The sequence below is a fragment of the Mesorhizobium sp. Root552 genome, assembly GCF_001427285.1.
Taxonomy (GTDB): domain Bacteria; phylum Pseudomonadota; class Alphaproteobacteria; order Rhizobiales; family Rhizobiaceae; genus Mesorhizobium.
Genome location: NZ_LMFV01000061.1, coordinates 80,847 through 101,087 on the forward strand (window position 1 = coordinate 80,847; position 20,241 = coordinate 101,087).

General features: G+C 57.7%; 15 protein-coding genes and 1 tRNA gene. 11 read left to right on the forward strand and 5 right to left on the reverse strand.

The features are described 5' to 3' along the window. The first annotated feature begins 45 nt into the window (after nt 1–45). The gene (wecB, locus tag ASD50_RS19595; protein WP_056245052.1) at nt 46–1,200 is read left to right on the forward strand and encodes a non-hydrolyzing UDP-N-acetylglucosamine 2-epimerase; all 1,155 of its coding nucleotides are present in this window, start codon (nt 46–48) and stop codon (nt 1,198–1,200) included. Nucleotides 1,201–1,228: 28 nt separating this feature from the next. On the opposite strand, the gene ppdK is transcribed toward wecB, so the two are convergent. Next, complete coding sequence (gene ppdK / locus ASD50_RS19600; RefSeq protein WP_056245055.1) at nt 1,229–3,892, reverse strand: pyruvate, phosphate dikinase; 2,664 nt, start codon at nt 3,890–3,892, stop codon at nt 1,229–1,231. A gap of 306 nt (nt 3,893–4,198) precedes the next feature. Here ppdK and ASD50_RS19605 point away from each other — a divergent pair, with 306 nt between their 5' ends. The 9 genes from ASD50_RS19605 (at nt 4,199) to ASD50_RS22810 (ending at nt 14,129) form a co-directional block, all read left to right on the forward strand. Further along, nucleotides 4,199–4,543: a VOC family protein gene (locus ASD50_RS19605; protein ID WP_056245060.1), complete on the forward strand. Its 345-nt coding sequence runs from the start codon at nt 4,199–4,201 to the stop codon at nt 4,541–4,543. Between the two features lie 108 nt (nt 4,544–4,651). Then, nucleotides 4,652–4,726 (forward strand) — tRNA-Gln (locus ASD50_RS19610). 232 nt (nt 4,727–4,958) lie between these two features. Then, entirely contained in the window at nt 4,959–5,282 is a 324-nt protein-coding gene (locus tag ASD50_RS19615) for a hypothetical protein (RefSeq protein ID WP_156465189.1), read from the forward strand. Nucleotides 5,283–5,408: 126 nt separating this feature from the next. Further along, the gene (locus ASD50_RS19620) at nt 5,409–5,810 is read left to right on the forward strand and encodes a FixH family protein (protein ID WP_056245066.1); all 402 of its coding nucleotides are present in this window, start codon (nt 5,409–5,411) and stop codon (nt 5,808–5,810) included. Beyond that, nucleotides 5,807–7,261: an efflux RND transporter periplasmic adaptor subunit gene (locus ASD50_RS19625; RefSeq protein ID WP_056245069.1), complete on the forward strand. Its 1,455-nt coding sequence runs from the start codon at nt 5,807–5,809 to the stop codon at nt 7,259–7,261. The genes ASD50_RS19620 and ASD50_RS19625 overlap by 4 nt, the downstream gene beginning before the upstream one ends. After that, entirely contained in the window at nt 7,258–10,428 is a 3,171-nt protein-coding gene (locus ASD50_RS19630; protein ID WP_056245074.1) for an efflux RND transporter permease subunit, read from the forward strand. The genes ASD50_RS19625 and ASD50_RS19630 overlap by 4 nt, the downstream gene beginning before the upstream one ends. Before the next feature lie 62 nt (nt 10,429–10,490). Next, entirely contained in the window at nt 10,491–10,991 is a 501-nt protein-coding gene (locus ASD50_RS19635; RefSeq protein WP_056245077.1) for a c-type cytochrome, read from the forward strand. Nucleotides 10,992–11,672: 681 nt separating this feature from the next. Further along, a complete protein-coding gene (locus tag ASD50_RS19640) occupies nt 11,673–12,809 on the forward strand; it encodes a Wzz/FepE/Etk N-terminal domain-containing protein (RefSeq protein ID WP_056245081.1) in 1,137 nt (378 codons plus the stop codon). Between the two features lie 114 nt (nt 12,810–12,923). After that, on the forward strand, nt 12,924–14,129 hold the full coding sequence (locus tag ASD50_RS22810; RefSeq protein ID WP_082549755.1) for a sugar transferase: 1,206 nt from the start codon (nt 12,924–12,926) through the stop codon (nt 14,127–14,129). 34 nt (nt 14,130–14,163) lie between these two features. On the opposite strand, the gene ASD50_RS19650 is transcribed toward ASD50_RS22810, so the two are convergent. Then, nucleotides 14,164–15,444, reverse strand: a complete 1,281-nt coding sequence (locus tag ASD50_RS19650; RefSeq protein ID WP_056245084.1) for a nucleotide sugar dehydrogenase — start codon at nt 15,442–15,444, stop codon at nt 14,164–14,166. A gap of 210 nt (nt 15,445–15,654) precedes the next feature. Here ASD50_RS19650 and ASD50_RS19655 point away from each other — a divergent pair, with 210 nt between their 5' ends. Continuing rightward, on the forward strand, nt 15,655–16,740 hold the full coding sequence (locus ASD50_RS19655; protein WP_056245087.1) for a glycosyltransferase family 4 protein: 1,086 nt from the start codon (nt 15,655–15,657) through the stop codon (nt 16,738–16,740). Nucleotides 16,741–16,770: 30 nt separating this feature from the next. Here the strand turns inward: ASD50_RS19655 and ASD50_RS19660 are convergent, their stop codons facing one another. The 3 genes from ASD50_RS19660 to ASD50_RS19665 all read right to left on the reverse strand — a co-directional run bounded on the left by ASD50_RS19660 (nt 16,771) and on the right by ASD50_RS19665 (nt 20,232). Further along, nucleotides 16,771–17,874 (reverse strand): glycosyltransferase family 4 protein, encoded by a 1,104-nt coding sequence (locus ASD50_RS19660; RefSeq protein ID WP_200952439.1) that lies wholly within the window; start codon nt 17,872–17,874, stop codon nt 16,771–16,773. Beyond that, nucleotides 17,867–18,517 carry a hypothetical protein gene (locus ASD50_RS23310; protein ID WP_156465190.1) on the reverse strand — a complete coding sequence of 217 codons (651 nt, stop codon included), beginning with the start codon at nt 18,515–18,517 and terminating at the stop codon, nt 17,867–17,869. The genes ASD50_RS19660 and ASD50_RS23310 overlap by 8 nt, the downstream gene beginning before the upstream one ends. A gap of 611 nt (nt 18,518–19,128) precedes the next feature. Continuing rightward, a complete protein-coding gene (locus ASD50_RS19665) occupies nt 19,129–20,232 on the reverse strand; it encodes a glycosyltransferase (RefSeq protein WP_056245097.1) in 1,104 nt (367 codons plus the stop codon). Nucleotides 20,233–20,241 lie beyond the last annotated feature (9 nt).

Below are 20,241 nucleotides of genomic sequence, written 5' to 3' on the forward strand. Positions count from 1 at the left end.
GTCTGGTGTTAGAAGGTCGGCAATCAGCCGGATTCGACACCAGTCATGACAAGACGACCCTGCATCATCCACCTCGTTGCCGGCACGCGCCCCAACATCATCAAGATCGCACCGCTTCACAAAGTCTTGTCCCAACAGGATTGGTGTACGGTGCGGCTGATTTTTATCCAACAGCACAACTCGCCCAGCATGACGACAGAGATATTTGAGGATCTGGGCGTTTTGGACATAGTGCCGCTCGATTTGGACGCCTCAGGCTATGGTCCGCGCATCGGCGAGATCATGGCAAGATACGAAGGCCTGTGCATGCAGGAACATCCCGACATGGTCGTGGTTTCCGGGGATGTCGATGCCTCGATGGCGACCACCCTTGCTGCCAAGCGGCTTGGCATTCCAGTCGTTCATCTTGAAGCAGGGCTTCGCAGCGGTGACATGTTGATGCCGGAAGAGATCAACCGTGTCGTTATCGACTCGATCTCGGATCTCATGCTTTCGCCGTCCGAGGAGGCGATGAACAACCTCATCTTCGGTGAAGGCAAGCCGCCTGAGAAAGTCGAATTCGTCGGCAACATCATGATCGATTCGCTGTCCTCGACCGTCAAACCCGACCTCCAGGCAACACTGCTTTCGCAATACAAACTCACCGCACGCTCATTCGCAGTTGCGACATTTCATCGACCTTCCAATGTCGACTCGAAGAAGTCGATGGAAGCGATTTGCGAACTCCTGCTTTGGCTGGCGCAGCGCATCGCCGTACTCTTTCCGGCTCACCCCCGGACGCTCAAGCAACTGGAGCGCTGGAAGTTCGACGCCGTCCTTCGGGAGAACAAGAACATTTGCCTCGTTCCGGCGTTGCGCTACGCTGAATTCGTCAATCTGGTCGCGGCCTCGGCACTGGTCCTGACGGATTCCGGCGGCATTCAGGAAGAAACGACCTGGCTGGGCATTCCCTGCTTTACGTTTCGCGATACCACCGAGCGCCCCGTTACCATTCGTGACGGAACGAACTACCTGGTCAACCTCTATGACGTACGCAGCCGCCTTGACGTTTGCCTGAACCATCTTGCGAGCAACGCCGAACCCCGCAGGACGCGCATTCCCTTATGGGACGGGCAGACGGCCTTTCGCTGCGCTGCGGCCCTCAACAGGTGGTGGACCGCCGATCTGGCCCGCAGCCGGCGAAGGCTCGATCAAGCCTGAGATCGGCTAGGCGCTATCCGACGCGACCTTACGGCTTGAGCACTGCTGCCTGAGCTGCCGCCAGCTTGGCAATCGGAACGCGGAACGGCGAGCAGGACACATAGTCCAGGCCAACCGTCTCGCAGAAATGGATCGACGCCGGGTCGCCACCATGCTCCCCGCAGATGCCAAGTTTGATGTCTGGCCGAGTCTTTCGGCCCTTTTCGGCTGCCAGTTCGACAAGTTCGCCAACGCCTTCGACGTCGATCGATACGAACGGGTCCTGATCGATGATGCCCTTCTGGCGGTAAACTTCCAGGAACGATGCCGCGTCGTCGCGTGAAATGCCGAAGGTGGTCTGCGTCAGGTCATTGGTGCCGAAGGAGAAGAACTCCGCCGTTTCGGCAATGACATGAGCGCGGATCGCCGCTCGCGGCAACTCGATCATGGTTCCGATCAGATACTCGAACTTGACGCCCGTTTCCTCCATTACGCTTTGAGCCACCGCATCGATGCGGGCCTTGACGTAGTCGAGCTCCTTCTTGAGGCCGACCAACGGCACCATGACTTCCGGAACGACCAGCTTGCCCGCCTTTCGGCCCGCTTCCACTGCAGCCTCGAAAATGGCTCTCGCCTGCATTTCGGCGATTTCGGGGTAAGACACGGCCAAGCGGCAGCCACGATGACCCAGCATGGGGTTGAATTCGTGCAGGGCTTCCGTGCGCTGGCGCAGCTTGTCTGCCGCAACCTGCATGGCGTCGGCAACCTCGGCAATTTCTTCCTCGGTCTTGGGGAGGAATTCGTGCAGCGGCGGGTCCAGCAACCGGATCGTGACCGGCAGGCCAGCCATGATCTCGAACAATTCGAGGAAGTCCGAACGCTGCATGGGCAACAGCTTTGCCAGCGCAGCGCGGCGCCCCTTTTCGGTATCTGCCAAGATCATTTCGCGCATGGCAACGATACGGTCGCCATCGAAGAACATGTGCTCGGTACGGCAGAGCCCGATGCCTTCGGCACCAAAGGAACGCGCCATGCGGGCGTCCGCCGGCGTCTCCGCGTTGGTACGCACCTTCATGCGGCGCGTCTTGTCGGCCCACTCCATGATGGATGCGAAGTCGCCCGAAAGCTCCGGCTGAAGCATCGGCACCGCACCCTTGAGAACCTGGCCAGAGCCGCCATCGATGGTGATGATATCGCCCTTGCGGAAAGTCTTGCCCATGGCGATCAAGGTGCCGTTCTTGTGGTCGACCCGCAGCGAGCCGACACCGGAAACACAGGGCTTGCCCATGCCGCGGGCGACGACTGCCGCATGGCTGGTCATGCCGCCACGCGTCGTCAGGATGCCTTGCGCGGCATGCATGCCGTGGATGTCCTCGGGGCTGGTTTCGACGCGAACCAGAATGACCTTGCGGCCTACCGACTTCATCTCTTCGGCTTCGTCGGAGGTGAACACGATTTCGCCCGTGGCCGCGCCCGGCGAAGCGGGCAAACCGATGCCGATCACATCGCGTTCGGCCTTGGGGTCAATGGTCGGATGCAACAACTGGTCAAGCGAAGCCGGATCGATGCGTCCGACCGCCTCGGCTTGGGTGATCAGCCCTTCATTGGCCATGTCGACGGCGACCTTGAGCGCTGCCTTGGCGGTGCGCTTGCCGGACCGCGTTTGAAGCATCCACAGCTTGCCGCGCTCGATGGTGAATTCGAGGTCCTGCATGTCACGGTAGTGATTTTCGAGTCGCCGCGAAATTTCAACGAAGGCATCGAACGCCTCCGGCATCAGCTTCTCAAGCGATGGCTTGTCGGAGCCAGCGGCAATACGCGCCCTCTCCGTGATGTTTTGCGGGGTGCGAATGCCGGCAACGACGTCTTCACCCTGCGCATTGACCAGAAACTCGCCGTAAAGAGCCTTTTCGCCAGTGGAAGGGTTGCGTGTGAAGGCAACGCCAGTGGCGGAGGTATCGCCCATGTTGCCGAACACCATGGCCTGAACGTTGACCGCGGTACCCCAATTCTCGGGGATATCATGCAGCCGGCGGTAGGTGATGGCGCGGGCATTCATCCAACTCGAGAACACCGCGCCGATGGCGCCCCACAACTGCTCGCGCGGGTCCTGCGGGAACGGCCTTTCCAACTCTTCCTCGACCTTGGCCTTGTAGAGCGCGATGACGTCCTGCCATTCGGCCGCAGTCAATTCGGTGTCGAGATCATGGCCGAGGCTCGCCTTGCGATCTTCGAGGATTTCCTCGAACATCTCGTGATCGAGATCCAGCACTACATTCGAATACATCTGGATGAAGCGGCGATAGCTGTCATAGGCAAAGCGCGCATCGCCGGCATCGGCGGCCAAAGCTTCGACCGTTTCGTCGTTGAGGCCAAGATTGAGCACCGTGTCCATCATGCCCGGCATGGAGGCACGCGCGCCGGAGCGCACGGATACCAGCAGAAGCTTGGCGGGATCGCCGAAACGGCGGCCCGTGATGCGGCTGATATGGTCGAGCGCGCTGTTGATCTCGGCTTCCAGCGCTTGCGGGTAGGAGCGCCCGTTGGCGTAGTACCAGTTGCAAAGTTCGGTGGTGATGGTGAACCCGGGCGGCACCGGCAGGCCGAGGCTGCACATCTCGGCGAGATTGGCACCCTTGCCGCCGAGCAATGCCTTGTCGCCAGCGCGGCCTTCAGCCGCTCCGTCACCAAAGGTGTACACCCACTTCGTCATTCCTGGTCCCCAAACTTACGGAGATTGACAAGACCCCGGTCGGGGCTGGCTGCGGGAGCGATAAGGTGCCGGAGCCCGAAACGCAAGCGTTCGCTTCGGCACAGAAGAGCTACAATCGATTAAAGGCGGACTGAAGGCTGGAATGTGCGCCATCTCACGAATTTCAATGTGCAAACAATAAGATAGCAACCACCTTGGCGGTTCCGAATCGTTTCCCATTAATGTGACCCGGAAAACTGTCTGATCTTGCGCTTGTCCTTCGACCTTACAAGAAATAGAACATAATAGGAACAAAAGGAGGTTGCCATGCGACAAAACGGGAAACTCGACTATCTTGAAATGCCCGCCACCGGCGGCACGTTGGACAGCGTGAAGGCATTCTACAGCGCGGCATTCTCATGGTCGTTCACCGACTACGGACCAGCCTATTCGGCCTTCAGCGAAGGGCTCGATGGCGGCTTCCACACAGACGCCACAGAAGGATCGGCAAAGCCTTTACCTGTGCTCTATAGTGAAAACTTGGAAGAATCGCTGGCTGGCGTGGAGAATGCAGGCGGACGCATCGTAAAGCCGATCTTCTCATTTCCGGGTGGCCGACGCTTTCATTTCACTGATCCTGCCGGCAACGAACTTGCGGTGTGGGGCGATTAAGCAGTTTCCACGCCCCGAAAAAGCAGCGACATAGATGGCAGCGCCGGATTGTGCTTTTCAGCGGCACTGCCTATAAGGCCGCTCTGTTCGACTATCAGCGTCGGCTTTTGGGGCGTCGCCAAGCGGTAAGGCATCGGTTTTTGGTACCGACATTCCCAGGTTCGAATCCTGGCGCCCCAGCCAACCGCGAACAAAACTGGGCACTGCGGCCGGAGCCGTCCCGCCACCCATCACAAGGTGTTCGAGAACGGCGCACATGCATTTCCTGCAGGAACGCATCGCGCGAAGAAGACGAGCCAGCGCATGGCTAGTCCGCATCATATGCGGCGATCGCGCGCAGATCACGTTGTCATGAGCTGCTTCCCATTCCAGTCACGCTGTGACATGTTGCCTGCCGATGAAACCTTGGTCGTTCATGAGCCGCCTGCTTCTGGCGCTGGCCCTTTTTGGGCTGGTGGTCGGGCCTTTGGCGGCTTCGGAAACGATGCCTGCCATGGCCGCGGAGGCGATGGTCATGGCCGGCGGCATGGACTGCCCCGATCAACGGCAGGTCGTTCCGGATTGCATCAAGGACTGTCCGCTGACGGTTTTGTGCGCATCGGGCCTCGTTAGCCTCTCGATCCCGGAAACCCAATCGTTCCAGATCTATGCGTCGCTGCGGGACGAATTCCGCCACGGCAGCGAAGCGGCTCTCGCCTCCCTTGTCGGGGAGCCTCCGCCAAGACCGCCCAAATCCTGACTGTCATAGGCGCTGCCAGCGCCTGAATCCGTGCGGCCGAACGCTGCGCGGAGGGAACCGCATGGCTTTCGCCATGCGCAATGCCGTGCGCAAGCGCGGATCAATGACAGTTGGAAACTTCAAATCATGAAATCGAAACTCGCACTTCGCGCCACGACGCTGGCGCTCGCATCTCTCGTCGTGTCCCTCCAGGCCGCCATGGCCCAGCCGCAGGATTACGAATTTCAGCTCGTGGAAAACGAGGTCAAGGGAGGCGCCGACGCCGTCGTCGCCGTCAGGCTCGTCGACAAGAGGACAGGCGCCCCGGTAGAGAACGCCGTCATCTTCACCACCCGTATGGACATGGCTCCCGGGGGGATGGAGACGATGACCACGCCGGTCGAGGCGCTGCCGTCAGAGCAGCCCGGCATCTACCGCTTCAAGACCGATTTCGTCATGTCCGGAGACTGGCGCTTCTCGATCGCGGCCAAGGTCCAGGGTGAGACCGGCACGGTCGAGAGCCGCCTGATCCTCAAGGCCGTGCAATGAGCAGGCTCGGCTCCTTCCTGACCCTCGCCGTAGCGGCGGCGGGGGCTGGGGCGGGCGGATACTGGGCCGGGCAGCATGGCCTGTCCGGCACCGCCGTCGTGCAAGCGATCCACACGAACCTCGCAGGCACGCTCAAGGCGGAACCGATTGTGGGTGACGCGGGCCGGGCGCCCTCCGGACCAGTCATCTACTACCGCCATCCGGATGGCAGTCCGCTCTATTCGACAGTGCCAAAACGCGCCGAGGACGGCAGCGATTTCGTGGCGGTCCTGGCGAGCGAGGACGTCTCCTTCGAAGATCGCCCGATGCAGGACGAGGAAGCGGGCGGCGGAGCAGCGCAAGAGGTCGGCCGGAAGATCCTTTACTACCGCAATCCGATGGGCCTGCCGGACACCTCTCCGGTCCCCAAGAAGGATTCGATGGGGATGGACTACCTGCCTGTCTACGAAGGCGAGGCCGAAGACGGGTCGACCGTCAAGGTCTCGGCCGGGAAGCTGCAGAGGACAGGGGTGAAAACCGCGCAAGTGACGAGGAGTGCAGTCGTGCGCGCGGTCCGTGTTCCGGGAACCGTGACGCTGGACGAGCGCAGGGTCAGCGTCGTCGCGACCCGTACTGAAGCCTTCGTCGAGGAGGTGGCCAACGTCACGACGGGAGAGCGGATCGAGAAGGGCCAACCGCTGGTGCGTTTCTATGCAAAGGAGATCGCCGCGGCCGGCGCGCTCTACGCCGCCGACCTCAAGAGCGGCAAGGGCACAGGCGCTGCCGCCGGCAGTCTGCAGCGCCTCGAAAATCTCGACGTGCCTGCCGATGCCATCGCCGAAATCGAAAGTACGAAGAAGGTGCCGCTCTCCGTCACACTGACCGCTCCGCGCGACGGGGTGGTGCTGGAACGGGTGGCAGTCGACGGGATGATGGCCGAGGCCGGACAGACCTTGTTCCGGATTGCCGACATCTCGACCGTGTGGGTCACGGCGGACGTTCCCGAATACGAATTGAATACCGTTCGCCCCGGCGACAGCGCGACCGTTCGGGTCAGGAGCCTTCCTGGCCAGGAGTTCAAGGGCAAGGTCAGCCTGATCTATCCCGAAATCCAGGGGCAGACGCGGACCGCGCGCGTCCGCATCGAATTGCCCAATCCGAACGGCCTCCTGCTTGCCAACATGTATGCCGAGGTCGAGATCGAGACGGGCGGGGCGGCGCCGGTCGTGGCCGTGCCGGAGAGCGCCGTGATCGACACCGGCGAGCGCCAGGTGGTGATCGTGGACAAGGGCGACGGCCGCTTCGAGCCTCGCGACGTCAAGGTCGGAACGCGCGGCGAACAGGCGACCGAGATCATCGAAGGCGTGAGCGAGGGCGAGCGGGTCGTTGTCTCGGCGAACTTCCTGATCGACGCCGAAAGCAACCTTAAGGCCGCCTTGAGCGCCTTTGCTCCTGCGGAGGAGCAGCCATGATCGCCAAGCTCATCGCGTGGTCGGCGCGCAACCTTGTGCTGGTCTTTTTCGCGACTGCGCTGGCAGCCGCGGCGGGAACCTATGCGGTCAGGACATTGCCGCTCGATGCCATTCCCGACCTTTCGGACGTGCAGGTCATCGTTTTTACGGATTATCCGGGTCAGGCCCCGCAGGTGGTGGAGGACCAGGTCACTTATCCGCTGACGACCTCGATGCTGACCGTTCCAAGATCGAAAGTGGTGAGGGGTTTCTCCTTTTTCGGCGTCTCCTTCGTTTACGTCATCTTCGAAGACGGCACCGACCCTTACTGGGCGCGCAGCCGCGTGCTCGAATATCTGAACGCGGCCGCCAGCCGGCTGCCCGCGGGAGTGACACCGACACTCGGACCGGATGCAACGGGCGTCGGCTGGGTCTATCAATACGCCGTCGTCGCCAAGGAGTTGTCGCTCGCGGAACTGCGCTCATTACAGGACTGGGTGATACGCTTTGCCGCCTCGAAGGCCGAGGGCGTTTCGGAAGTCGCCAGCGTTGGCGGCTTCGTCAAGCAATATTCGATCGTCGTCGATCCGGCGCGGGTGCGCGCCCAGGGCGTCACACTCCCGCAGATCGGAGAAGCAGTCCGCGCCAGCAACATGGACACCGGCGGCCGCACGGTCGAGATTTCCGAGTTCGAGTTCATGGTGCGCGGCCGCGGCTACCTGAAAAGCGTGGCCGACATTGAGGGCATCGTCCTCAAGACGGAGGCCGGCGTGCCGCTCAGGCTTGGCGACGTCGCCAAGGTCGAGATCGTCCCCGACGAGCGCCGCGGCATAGCCGAACTGAACGGCGAGGGAGAGGTTGCCAGCGGCATCGTCCTTCAACGCGTCGGCGCGAACGCGCTGACGGTGATCGACAATGCCAAGAAGGCTCTGGCGAGCATCGCAACCGGCCTGCCTGAGGGCACCACGATCGTTCCGGTCTACGACCGCTCCAAGCTCATCGAAGCGGCCATCGAGACATTGAAGTCGACGCTTGTCGAGGAAAGCATCGTCGTTGCGCTCGTCACCATTCTGTTCCTGCTTCATGTCCGCAGCGCGCTGGTCGCCATCATCATGCTGCCAGTCGGCATACTGATGGCCTTCGGCGCCATGAAGGTGCTCGGGCTCGGCTCGAACATCATGAGCCTCGGCGGCATTGCCATAGCCATCGGGGCGATGATCGATGCGGCAATCGTCATGATCGAGAACGCGCACAAGCACCTCGAGCGCGCGCCGGCCGACAAGCCCCGCGTCCAGGTGCTGATCGACGCGGCGGCGGAAGTGGGGCCTGCCCTGTTCTTCAGCCTGCTCATCATCACCGCCTCGTTCCTGCCGATCTTTACGCTCGAAAGCCAGGAAGGCCGCCTGTTCGGGCCGCTCGCCTTCACCAAGACCTTCGCCATGGCGGCGGCAGCACTGCTGTCGGTCACGCTGGTGCCGGCGCTGATGGTGGTGTTCGTGCGCGGCCGCATCATTCCGGAGCACAAGAATCCGATCAACAGGCTGCTGATTGGCCTCTACCGTCCCATGATCACCGGGGTGCTGCGGGCAAAAACAGTCACCATCCTGCTTGCGCTTGCCGCCCTCGTCGTCACCGTCTGGCCGGCGCGCCAGCTCGGCAGCGAATTCATGCCGAACCTCGACGAGGGAACGCTGATGTACATGCCGACGACATTGCCGGGTATCTCGGTCACCAAGGCCGCCGAACTGATGCAGATGCAGGACCGGATCATCAAGTCGTTTCCGGAAGTCAAATCCGTCTTCGGCAAGGCGGGCCGGGCGCAGACCGCAACCGATCCGGCGCCGACGGAAATGTTCGAGACCATCATAACGTTGAAGCCGAAATCCGAATGGCGGCCGGGTGTCACCGTCGACAGCCTCAAGGCCGAGATGGATGCCGCGTTGCAATTTCCCGGCGTTTCCAATGCCTGGACGATGCCGATCCGTGCCCGTATCGACATGCTGTCGACGGGCATTCGCACACCCGTCGGGGTCAAGGTCTACGGCACCGACCTGGCCGAAATGGAGAAGGTGGCGCGTCAGATCGAGGCCGTGCTGCGAACGGTGCCGGGAACCTCCAGCGCCTATGCCGAGCGGGTGATCGGCGGCTACTATCTCGACATTGTTCCCGACCGCGTCGCGCTCGGACGCTACGGCCTTTCGATCGGCAACGTTCAGGACGTGATATCCATGGCGCTCGGGGCCGAGGTCATCACCTCCACGGTAGAGGGCCGCGAACGCTACGGCGTGGCGATCCGGTACCCGCGCGCGCTGCGCAGCGATCCGGATGCGATCGCCCGCGACGTGCAGGTCGCCCTGCCCGGCGGCGGCTTCGTGCCGCTCGGCGAAGTGGCCAAGGTCGAACTGGCGCGCGGCGCGACTTCTATCCGTACCGAAAACGGCCAGCTCGCGGTCTATATCTACGTCGACATAGCCGGCCGCGATCTCGGCGGCTATGTGGCTGCCGCTCAAGCCGCCGTTGCCAGCGAAGTGAAGCTTCCGCCCGGCTATTCGGTCGCCTGGAGCGGGCAGTTCGAATATCTCCAACGGGCCGAGGCGCGGCTGAAGATCGTCGTGCCGTTGACGCTCGCGCTGATCTTCCTGCTGCTCTACCTCAACTTCCGCGCGCTCACCGAAACCATGATCGTCATGCTGTCGCTGCCCTTTGCGCTGGTCGGAGGCATCTGGCTGATGTGGTGGCTGGGCTTCAACATGTCGGTGGCCGTCGCCGTCGGCTTCATTGCGCTCGCGGGCGTGGCCGCCGAAACCGGGGTCATCATGCTGATCTATCTCGACCAGGCGTGGTCGGAGGTCAGGGAAAAAGTAGCGGGAAAACGCAACCTGACGCGGGACGACCTCCATGCGGCTATCATGGTCGGCGCGGTGGAGCGGGTACGGCCGAAGATGATGACCGTTGTCGCCATCATGGCAGGCCTGCTGCCAATCCTGTGGAGCACGGGCGCCGGGTCCGAGGTCATGCAGCGCATCGCCGTGCCAATGATCGGCGGCATGATATCGTCGACGATCCTGACCCTGATCGTGATCCCGGCCGTCTACGGACTGGTCAAGGGCTGGCAACTGCCGAAGCACATTCGTGCAGTGGCATCGGAGGCTGAGGCTGCTTCCGAACTGAGGTTTGCCGCGGAATAGGTCGAAACCATGAAGCAACGGACGATAGACGCATCAATGGAGGGACTGAATGCAGACGGGGCATGTCGATGAAGAGAATGACCTTGGGTTTTATTTTGGTGGCGCTGGCCACGGGCGTCGCTGCCTATGGGGGATATGTGTTCCTGTTCCGAGATTCCGCAGGCCTTCTCAATGCGGACAACGCACAGGTCACCGCCAAGGGCAAAGCAATCTACGCACAACAATGCGCTTCCTGCCACGGCCAAAACCTGGAGGGACAACCCGACTGGCAGACCCGCGACGAGGAAGGATTCCTGCCAGCGCCACCGCATGACCGCAACGGCCATACATGGCATCATCCGGACCGGTTGCTCTTTGACATCACAAAGCTAGGGTTGGCGAGAGCCGCCAACCTGAAGGACTATCGAACAAGGATGCCTGCCTTCGACGGGGTGTTGAGCGATGAGGAAATCATCGCCGCGCTGTCCTACATCAAATCGACATGGCCCGTGGAGTTCCAGAAACGGCACGACGAACTGAACCGCGTTCATGAGCGTAGAAAACGGCTCGCTCCTTTGAGATAGTGCAAGGCAGCATGGTTGCACCAAACGCGTACCGGGCCGACCAAGCGCCGGCCCGGATCGCTCGTCAAATGAGACTAATTCACTGGGAGCCCCGAGGCGGGAGGAACTTCAATGGCGAGCTTCGTAGCTTATTTGAAAATCCCTACCAGTGCAGACTACGGGAGCTGACGAAGCTCAGCGTTGGCAAGGTCACAAAAAACCGTTCTCGACCTGAAAAAGGAGGTCAAGGTCTGACAGCCCCGCGCGGCATGTTCGCTCCTCCCACGGCGCGCCCATCGCGCCATGTCTTGTTGAATCACAACGCAGAAACAATCACATACAAGTTCCCGGTTTCATCTCCTCCGGCCAGCCAATTTTCATTTCCCTGACGGCAAATTTGATCGCACCTTCTTCACAGGAGTGCTGGCCAAGGTGCTTTGTTGTCCTGTTGTGGTAATCGGCAGCCGAAGCGGATAGTCTTTTTCAGCAACGTCTCGATATCCGGTTTCCTGTGGCGCAGCTTCCGACTGAACACACAAACTTGCCAGACGAAACCATCCTTGAATGTGCATGCCTTGTTGTGGACACGCCTCATGAGTACGGCGAGCCGCATTAGGTTACGCCAGAGTTGAAGTTGGGATTCGGCGCATCGCTTTCGTGGGCGCGCACTCAAATATCGCATGATTTCATGGGAGGGCAGGTTTGGATAACGCAGTAGGCAACGAAATCGACCTACGTGACGTATTTTCAAGGCTTTGGCAGGGCAAACTTACAATAGTCGCAACCACGTGCCTTGCGGCCTTGATCGGGATTGCGGCGTACTATGCCTCTCCGAATGTCTACCAGTCCGAAACGGTGATCTATCCGATCACGCAAAGCGACTATGCCGGATATATCGATCTGATGGCCAGGAGCGCCCTGCCCTCGTCGCAAGCCACGGAAGGGGAAGAAGAGCCGTCCCTCAGTTCGGCATTCCCCTATACCCGCGACAACCTTTTTCAGGAATTCACGACCTACCTGCAATCACCCGGGCATCTTATTCGCGCAGCGCAGGAAAGCGGCGTGGCGAGAGGCGAAGGTCAAAAAGATACAACCGATGCCTCAGCCCTCGCCTTCGCGCGCAGCGTGAAGTTTACGCCGCCAACGGACAGAAAGCCCAGCTTCGAGATGCGTGCGCGGGGGAGCGACAGGGAGGCGCTCAACCGGTTCGTTGCATGGAGCCTTGAAAACGCAAGGCTGGAGGTGGCGAAGAAAATTCGAGCGGCCACGATCAGCAAGATTGCCGCCGGCACAAAAATACGCACGGATGCCATCACTAAACTGCGCGTTGAGATCGAAGCCCGGAGGAACCAGCAGGAAAAAGCCCGCAAGGATCAGATTGCAGTTTTTGGCGAACAGGCGAAAATCGCGGAAACGCTTGGTATCAAGGATCCGGTCACAATTCAGTCCTTGAGTGTGCCCGGCCAGACATCGCCCGGCACATCCACTCAGGTGATAGCTGGCGACCAGCCGATGTATCTCCAAGGCAGCACTGCTCTGGAGGAACAGATCAGCCTACTTAACAAACGCGGTGACGATGACCCGTTTATCACCGAGCTCCGTGACCTTGAGCGTCAGATTTACCTGTTGCAAAACGACACCAATAGCGAGCGCCTGACCCAACTTCTGGACGAGTCGCCCCTGAGCGATCCGGCAACGGCCCCACTTGCCGACTATAGCGTCATAGGCGCCAGCGCTGAGAAGGTTTCGCCAATGATGAGCATCTTCGCGGCCGGTTCGCTGTTTCTTGGATTGCTGCTAGGGTCGTTGATTGTGCTGTTCCGCCAAAATCGAAGCTAGGCTGACGGAAGATCACTTCGTTCTCCCGTTCTGCTATCGAAGTTATGTATTAGGTCCTGCACCTGACCGACCGACGGTTTGTTGCCGGCAAGACGTGCTTGAGGAAATAGTTGGATGAAGATCGCCATTACGGGCGCAACGGGGTTTGTCGGCAGGAGCCTGGTTCCTCTTCTCGACACAGCAGGTACAGAGCTCCTTCTGGTCGGCAGAGATTCAAAACGGATTTCTCAATATTTTCCTCACCTTGCAGCCTGCGGGTACGACGAGCTCGAACAAAAAGCTGCTGGTTTCGATCTGTTGGTTCATCTCGCCGTAGTCAACAACAACCAGGACGTCCCTTCTGAAACATTCCATGACGTTAATGTTCGGCAATTCCTTGAGGTGGCCTACACGGCGCAAAGAGCGGGCGTCTCCCGCTTTGTAAACGTTTCATCGATTCACGCGCTGAACCCGCGCGATCGTTCTCCTTATGCGATGAGCAAGCGCGAAGCCTTGTCGCGTCTTGCTGACGTAAAGGGCATCAGAACAACTACCGTCTTTCTGCCCGCGATTTATGGAGATAGCTGGAGCGGAAAACTATCCATTCTCAACAAGCTTCCAAAACCTTTGGCAGGTATGGCGTTCGAGACCCTTGCAGCCATGAAACCCGTGGTGCACGTGTCGCGATTGGCAAACTACCTTCTGAAGGACCAGTTCATTGAGGATAAAGACGAACTCATCCTCTCGGATGGCCAGAACGGCAACCTCGTCTATCGGGGTATCCGCCGAATCATCGATGTAAGTTTCGCGTTGGCCGTCATTGTCTTTTTCTGGTGGGGGCTTGTGCTGATCTGGGTGCTGATACGCCTTCAGTCACCAGGCCCAGGAATCTTCGCCCAGAAACGGGTCGGCCGTAACGGTGCGATTTTCACATGTTACAAGTTTCGCACGATGTATGTCGGGACGGTGCAGGCAGCAACCAATCAAGTATCGGCTACTGCGGTGACATCACTCGGCCACACCTTACGTAAGGCTAAACTGGATGAGCTTCCCCAAATCTGGAACATCTTGCGCAATGAGATAAGCCTCGTCGGTCCACGCCCCTGCTTGCCCGTCCAGACTGAACTCGTGAAGGCGCGCCACCAAAGGGGCGTATTGTCTTTAAAGCCCGGTATTTCCGGGCTCGCACAAGTCAACGACATCGACATGAGCGACCCACAAAGGTTAGCCCGTTGGGACGCCCGCTACATGGCTCTGCAGTCGCTGTTGCTGGATCTGAAAATAGTCCTGGCAACCGCGAAGGGCGGAGGCCGAGGCGACAGGGTCGCAGAGCGCCAGTAACCGCTTCAAGTTCGGCGGATGCGAAGTGATTTCGCTACAGTCGCAAGTCGCTGTCCGTTATCGACAGCATTCCCTTTACATCGAAAAGCACACCGTTCGGCTTGACATAATCGCGAATGCCGTCGGCACCGAGTTTGCGGAATTCGTCATGCGAGACAGCTACGATCACGCCGTCATAACTTCGAGCAGTGGGCTTCTCGCTTAGGCGCAGGCCATATTCCTTCTCGACCTCTTCCCCGTCCGCCCATGGATCATGGATGGAAACGTCCATCCCGTAATCCGCCAGTTCACGGACGACATCGACCACCTTTGTGTTGCGCGTATCGGGGCAATTTTCCTTGAAGGTTATTCCCAACACCAGGACGCGGGCGCGCGAGGCATCGATACCTTTCGAAATAAGGGACCTTACGAACCTTGCCGCGACCAATTCACCCATCAGGTCGTTGATGCGGCGTCCAGCCATGATGATCTCGGGATGATGGCCGACCTCCTGCGCCTTGTGGGTAAGATAGTATGGATCGACACCAATGCAGTGGCCGCCGACAAGGCCGGGGCGGAACGGAAGGAAATTCCATTTCGTACCGGCCGCTTCCAGAACGCTCATGGTGTCGATGCCCAGCTTCTGGAACAATGTTGCCAGTTCGTTGACGAGCGCGATGTTCACGTCCCGCTGTGTATTCTCGATGACCTTGGCAGCCTCGGCAACACGGATAGAGGGCGCCCGGTAAGTGCCGGCGGTGACGACTGCAGCATAGACGGCATTGATCTTGTCGGCGGCGTCTTGCGTGGAGCCGGACGTTACCTTGACGATCTTGTCGATGGTGTGGAGCTTGTCGCCAGGGTTTACGCGTTCAGGGCTATATCCGGCGAAGAAGTCGGTATTGAACCGCAATCCCGACACGTGTTCGATGACAGGAACGCATTCCTCCTCCGTTACGCCGGGATAGACAGTCGATTCGAATACAACCGTGTCACCGGCCGAAATCACCTTGCCGACCGTGGCGCAGGCCGCCTTCAGCAAGCGCAGATCGGGTCGCTTGGCGGCATCTATGGGAGTGGGAACCGTGACAATGTAGAAATTGCAGGCCCGCAGGTCCTCAAGAGAATCAGTGAAGGCAATCTTCGTACTGCGCAACTCGCTTTCAGTAACCTCCAGGGTGCGGTCGTGCGCGCCACGCAACTCGGCGATACGCTTGCTGCTTATGTCGAAGCCTGTGACCGGAAAGCGCTTGGCAAGTAGTACAGCCAGAGGCAGGCCCACATACCCCAATCCAATGACGCCGATACGAATGTCGTCCAAAATTCCCACAGTCAAAGCTCCAGTCGCCGAAAATGTGACCGTTTTCTAGCCCATTCCACCCCCGGCGCAACGAAAACCCTTTCTTCGCTTCCATCACAAATGTTAACCGAAGGCCTCGTAACTGCTGGTCCCATGATAGATTCCATTCAGCCACCGAGCGGCGGTCAACGCCAATGCCGCGTATTCGTGCTCGGCAGCTTCGCCCATTCCATCGTTACTCTGCGTATGCCGCTGATCCGAAAAATCCGGGCACTCGGCGGCCACGTTGCAGTCGGAGCACCGATGGCCCAATTCTCGCAGGAGCATCTGGAGCTGCTGGCGGATGCGGGCGTTCCCGTTCACGACGTTCCCGTGGACCGCCATGCGGTAATGAACCCGCTTGATGAGCTGAAATATGTCCGGAGGGTCAGGGCCCTGGTTCGCCAGGAGCGCGCAAACGTATTTATTCCCTACACGATCAAGCCGGTTGTATTCGGGACATTCGGCGCGCGGTTGGCGGGCGTTGGGCGCATCATGCCGATGGTGACCGGGCTCGGGTCCGTTTTTATCGACAACGTGCCGTCAAGGCGCGCACGACTTGTCCGCGGCGTTGCGGTTGGCCTCTATCGCACGGCTTTCAAATTTGCTGATACCGTCTATTTCCAGAATCCTGACGACATCAGCGATCTCCGCAAGCTTGGTGCACTTGGCCGCTCCACCCGGGTCGATATCCTGGCGGGTTCCGGCATCGATATCGAGCAATTCGCCGAAATGCCTTTGCCCGAAACGTCCGGCGGCAGGCCACGATTCCTGATGGTGTCGCGGCTTCTTGCCGACAAGGGGCTCAGGGAGTTTGCCCAGGCGGCACGAATCGTCAAATCCCGACACCCGCAGGTGGAGTTCGCACTGGTCGGCCCGGCAGACACCAATCCGACCGCAGTTCCGATTGACGAAGTCAGGAGCTGGAATTGGATAACCCATACTCCTTGGCTGGACGATGTCAGACCCGCTCTTGCGGCTTGCTCGGTCTATGTGCTGCCGTCCTACAGGGAGGGAACGCCGCGGAGCGTTCTGGAGGCCATGGCAACAGGGCGCCCCATTGTCAGCACCGATGCACCCGGATGCCGCGAACCGGTCATGGAAGGAACTAACGGGTTTCTCGTGCCGCCTCGGACGGTGGAGCCGCTTGCAGAGGCCATGCAACGCTTCATAGACCGACCGCGCCTTGTCGAAGAAATGGGTGCAGCCAGTCGCAGGATCGCCTGTGAAAAATATGATTCCCGATTTGTCTATGACCCGATGCTAAGGCGGATGGGATTACTGCCAGAATAGGCCTTCACGGCAACCGGGTTATCAACCGGATCAAGCGGACCTCAATGCCCATACCCGGTGGTAACGCTCGACCATTTTTTCCAGCGAAAACTCGCTCAATATCCTCTGCCTCGCCGCATGGCTGCGGGCTTTCCATTTTTCGACATCAGACCGCTCGCGCAGTGCCTCCACGATCGCTCCGGCGAGTTGCTCGGGATTGCGCGGCGGTACTACCCAACCGGTATCGCCCACGATCAGCGAGGCGTCGCCGACGTCTGTGACAACGCAGGGAGTGCCGCAGGCCATCGCCTCGGCAACCACATTGGGAAATGCCTCGCTTCTGGAAGAGAGCACATGAATGTCGAGCGCATTCATGACCGCAGGAATATCGTTACGTCGCCCGAGCAGATGAGCAGCGCCCTCAAGCCCATGATCCCTTATTAAGGCAACAAGCGCGGAATTGTCCGGTGTGCAGCCTGTTCCAGCAAGAACAAGGCGTGCGCCAGAAAAGCGCTCCACGACGCGCGCAAAGGCGGCAAGAAGGGTCGGATGATCCTTGTCCGGGTGCCACCGTCCAACGAGACCGATGACTGGTGCATCCTGATCGATTCCGAGTTCCTGAAGGACGACAGCGCCGGCATTGGCATCCGGCAAAAACTTCCCGGTTTCGTAGCCATTGGGCACCACTACAAATTTCGATGCTTCATAGCCGTACCCTTCATGAACCCGGCGCGCGCTATCAGCACAAGCAACGATATGGGAGGGTATGCTCACAGAAAGCCAAGCGCATAGCCGGTTCACGATTCGTGTACTTTTCCCGTTGGTGCCAGGGACAAGAGTAGTGTGGTGCAGTCCCCAAACCACGTTGCTACATCCGGCCAACCTTGCCGCCAAACCGCCCACGAGATTGGTGTGATACATCCAGGTTTGAACGACATCCGGTTTGTACCGGCGCAGCAACCTATACAACCGAACGATAGCACCCGGCGTAAGGCGGCCTCGCGCCAGCCCTAAACAATGTGTCTCGACGCCAGCCTCTCGAAGCATTGGCGCATACTTGTCCTCCGGTCCAAGCGCAAAGACGATGTGACGGTGTTCCGGCTGCGGATAGGTGCACAACCGGTACAGGACCGCTTCAGCGCCACCGTCAGCCAATCCGGTTATGAGGTGGCAAACGATCATATTGCACTGAACCCTTCAGTGACGCCGCCAAGGCGTCGATCAACAGAGATAAAAATGTGCATAAGAAATAAAATAGGAATAACCGTTTAGCCATATTTACAGCATTATCAAGACCACTTCTGTGAATATAAAATAGCAGTATCGCTCCCAAAATTGACAAGAATACTGACTGGTGATAGTATTTTGACTTTTCCATCAATCTGTTTAACAATGCTGGTATGCTTGAATATACCATCGCATACACAAAAAACATAGGCCATCCGCCGTATATATACGCTTCTGCCCACACATTGGAAGCAACACCGTATCCAACATCTTCAAATAGAGAGCCGTTTATATATCCGGATATGGTCTCGACGTTACCGACAACAATGTCACCCAATGGGACAAGGCTTGCAACGAGCGGCTTTACGAACGAACCATCGTAGCTCCAATCCAAGGTTATTGCATAATGCAATATGGATTGAGTCACAAACGGCTCCGATTTCGATAGTGTTTCACCATAATATTCCCAACTACCTAAGCGGCTTACGGCCAATTCCCAATCCCCACTACGAATAGCGGCGGATACGTTTTTGTATAACAATGCGGAAGCTGCTAGGAAAAATCCAAACATTATATATCGATAATACCAGAATAGCCTATTCTTCCCCCTTGTCCATAACATTACCGTCAGAATAGATATCGCCGAAAAAACAATCGCTTCTCGATTTCCTATATACATCTCAAAAGCTACAATTGTTGAAAATAGTAACAAATATAAATACCGCCTTGTAGCGATACATAGAGTCATACAAAACGGTATTGAAATTGCAACCAAAGAATACCACCTACTGAAATTCGACTTTTCCCCTCCCATCGCAGCGTCAAAATTATTTATTAAAAAATTTGAATAAATAAATATAGAAACTAAAATGAAAACAAATATTGAATATCTCTTTTCCTTAAGTTGAAATTTGTCATAATTACTACTTCTGATTTTATCATATAAAATCATAGATATTAATAGAAATGAAAGTACAATAAAATGGGCAAATTTTACTTCATATTCGATCGCAACAAATACGTCGTCATATCTATTTCCGGAATTCGGCACCCTATACCATACGTAACCGAACATTGATGGAAGAAAATATATGACACTTGATATTATTGATATAGAATAGAAATCGAACCTTCTTCTCATTGATATTATGTATAATAGTGATAAAATAGCGATGGTTATTGTCATAACACAACGCCCATCGAAACGAGGTACGACTTGGTGATAGTGTCCACATCGAAGTCCGCAGCCCTAACTTTAACATTCGGTGGGTTTGGATCGTTTCTAGCTTCTTGTATTGCCTTCGCCAGTGCTGCTGCATCATTAACCGGCACCAGACGCCCCCAACGGCCGTCGTCCAGTATTTCGGCGGGCCCACCAGGGCAATCCGTACTTACTACTCGCATACCGCAGGCCAACGCTTGAAGCATGGCATTCGGCATCGCGTCGGACCGCGACGAAAGGACATAGACATCCGAAGCAGACATCCAACCAAAAGGATTTTTCTGAAAACCAATGAAATCGACAACATCGTGGATATCAAGCGATTTGGCTAAGTCCTGCAAACTCGCTTTTTGTGAACCTTCCCCCAATATCAGGAGTCGATACCCTGATTCCTTTCCGATTATCCCAATCGCTCTAAGTAATATATCGTAACCTTTGATCTCTTCCAATCTACCTACTGCAACTATTTTTTTGAGTTCTCTCGATAAAAAAGAATGCTTAGGTCTGTATTCTGACATCTCTCTTATTGCAGATATATTTATAGGATTATTTATAACTTCTATTTTTATTTCATCTATATTGAAGTTTTCTACTAATATTCTTTTTACATCGTTCGATACGGCAATAATATTATCTGCGTGCGAGTAGAGCGCCTTCATACCTTTATTGACGAACTTGTTTTTCCCCGAGCTAGCCTCCGCCGATAATGGCACGCCACGTTCACTCACGACCAGCCGCATCGGTACTCTGGCAATGCAGCGCGCCACAATAGCGATCAGGTTTGCGTGACTTAACGCCGAGAGCATTGCTTCGGGCTTTTCCCGACGTAGATATCCTACCAGCCTGGGGAGGCTGAACAGGACACGTGGAGACTTAAGATCAACGATCCGCACGCCTGCGCCAACATCATCGAGATATGGTCCTTCGGCCCTAGCCAGAACCAGATCTACGGCCAATCCACGCTCGGCAAAGCCGTTGGCAAGCGTCACCATGACCCGCTCTGCACCGCCACCTCGAAGTGAGGGCACAAAGATGGCGACACGTTTCTTATGTTTGACGTCCATAACTACGGA

Bases quoted from the DNA above. Each gene is read 5' to 3' on its own strand.
- ASD50_RS19630 (WP_056245074.1), top strand. From the start codon at position 7,258: ATGATCGCCAAGCTCATCGCGTGGTCGGCGCGCAACCTTGTGCTGGTC.
- ASD50_RS19655 (WP_056245087.1), top strand. From the start codon at position 15,655: ATGCCGCTGATCCGAAAAATCCGGGCACTCGGCGGCCACGTTGCAGTC.
- ASD50_RS22810 (WP_082549755.1), top strand. From the start codon at position 12,924: ATGAAGATCGCCATTACGGGCGCAACGGGGTTTGTCGGCAGGAGCCTG.
- ASD50_RS19620 (WP_056245066.1), top strand. From the start codon at position 5,409: ATGAAATCGAAACTCGCACTTCGCGCCACGACGCTGGCGCTCGCATCT.
- ASD50_RS19625 (WP_056245069.1), top strand. From the start codon at position 5,807: ATGAGCAGGCTCGGCTCCTTCCTGACCCTCGCCGTAGCGGCGGCGGGG.
- ASD50_RS19635 (WP_056245077.1), top strand. From the start codon at position 10,491: ATGTCGATGAAGAGAATGACCTTGGGTTTTATTTTGGTGGCGCTGGCC.
- ppdK (WP_056245055.1), bottom strand. From the start codon at position 3,892: ATGACGAAGTGGGTGTACACCTTTGGTGACGGAGCGGCTGAAGGCCGC.
- wecB (WP_056245052.1), top strand. From the start codon at position 46: ATGACAAGACGACCCTGCATCATCCACCTCGTTGCCGGCACGCGCCCC.
- ASD50_RS19615 (WP_156465189.1), top strand. From the start codon at position 4,959: ATGAGCCGCCTGCTTCTGGCGCTGGCCCTTTTTGGGCTGGTGGTCGGG.
- ASD50_RS23310 (WP_156465190.1), bottom strand. From the start codon at position 18,517: ATGTTTGGATTTTTCCTAGCAGCTTCCGCATTGTTATACAAAAACGTA.
- ASD50_RS19605 (WP_056245060.1), top strand. From the start codon at position 4,199: ATGCGACAAAACGGGAAACTCGACTATCTTGAAATGCCCGCCACCGGC.
- ASD50_RS19665 (WP_056245097.1), bottom strand. From the start codon at position 20,232: ATGGACGTCAAACATAAGAAACGTGTCGCCATCTTTGTGCCCTCACTT.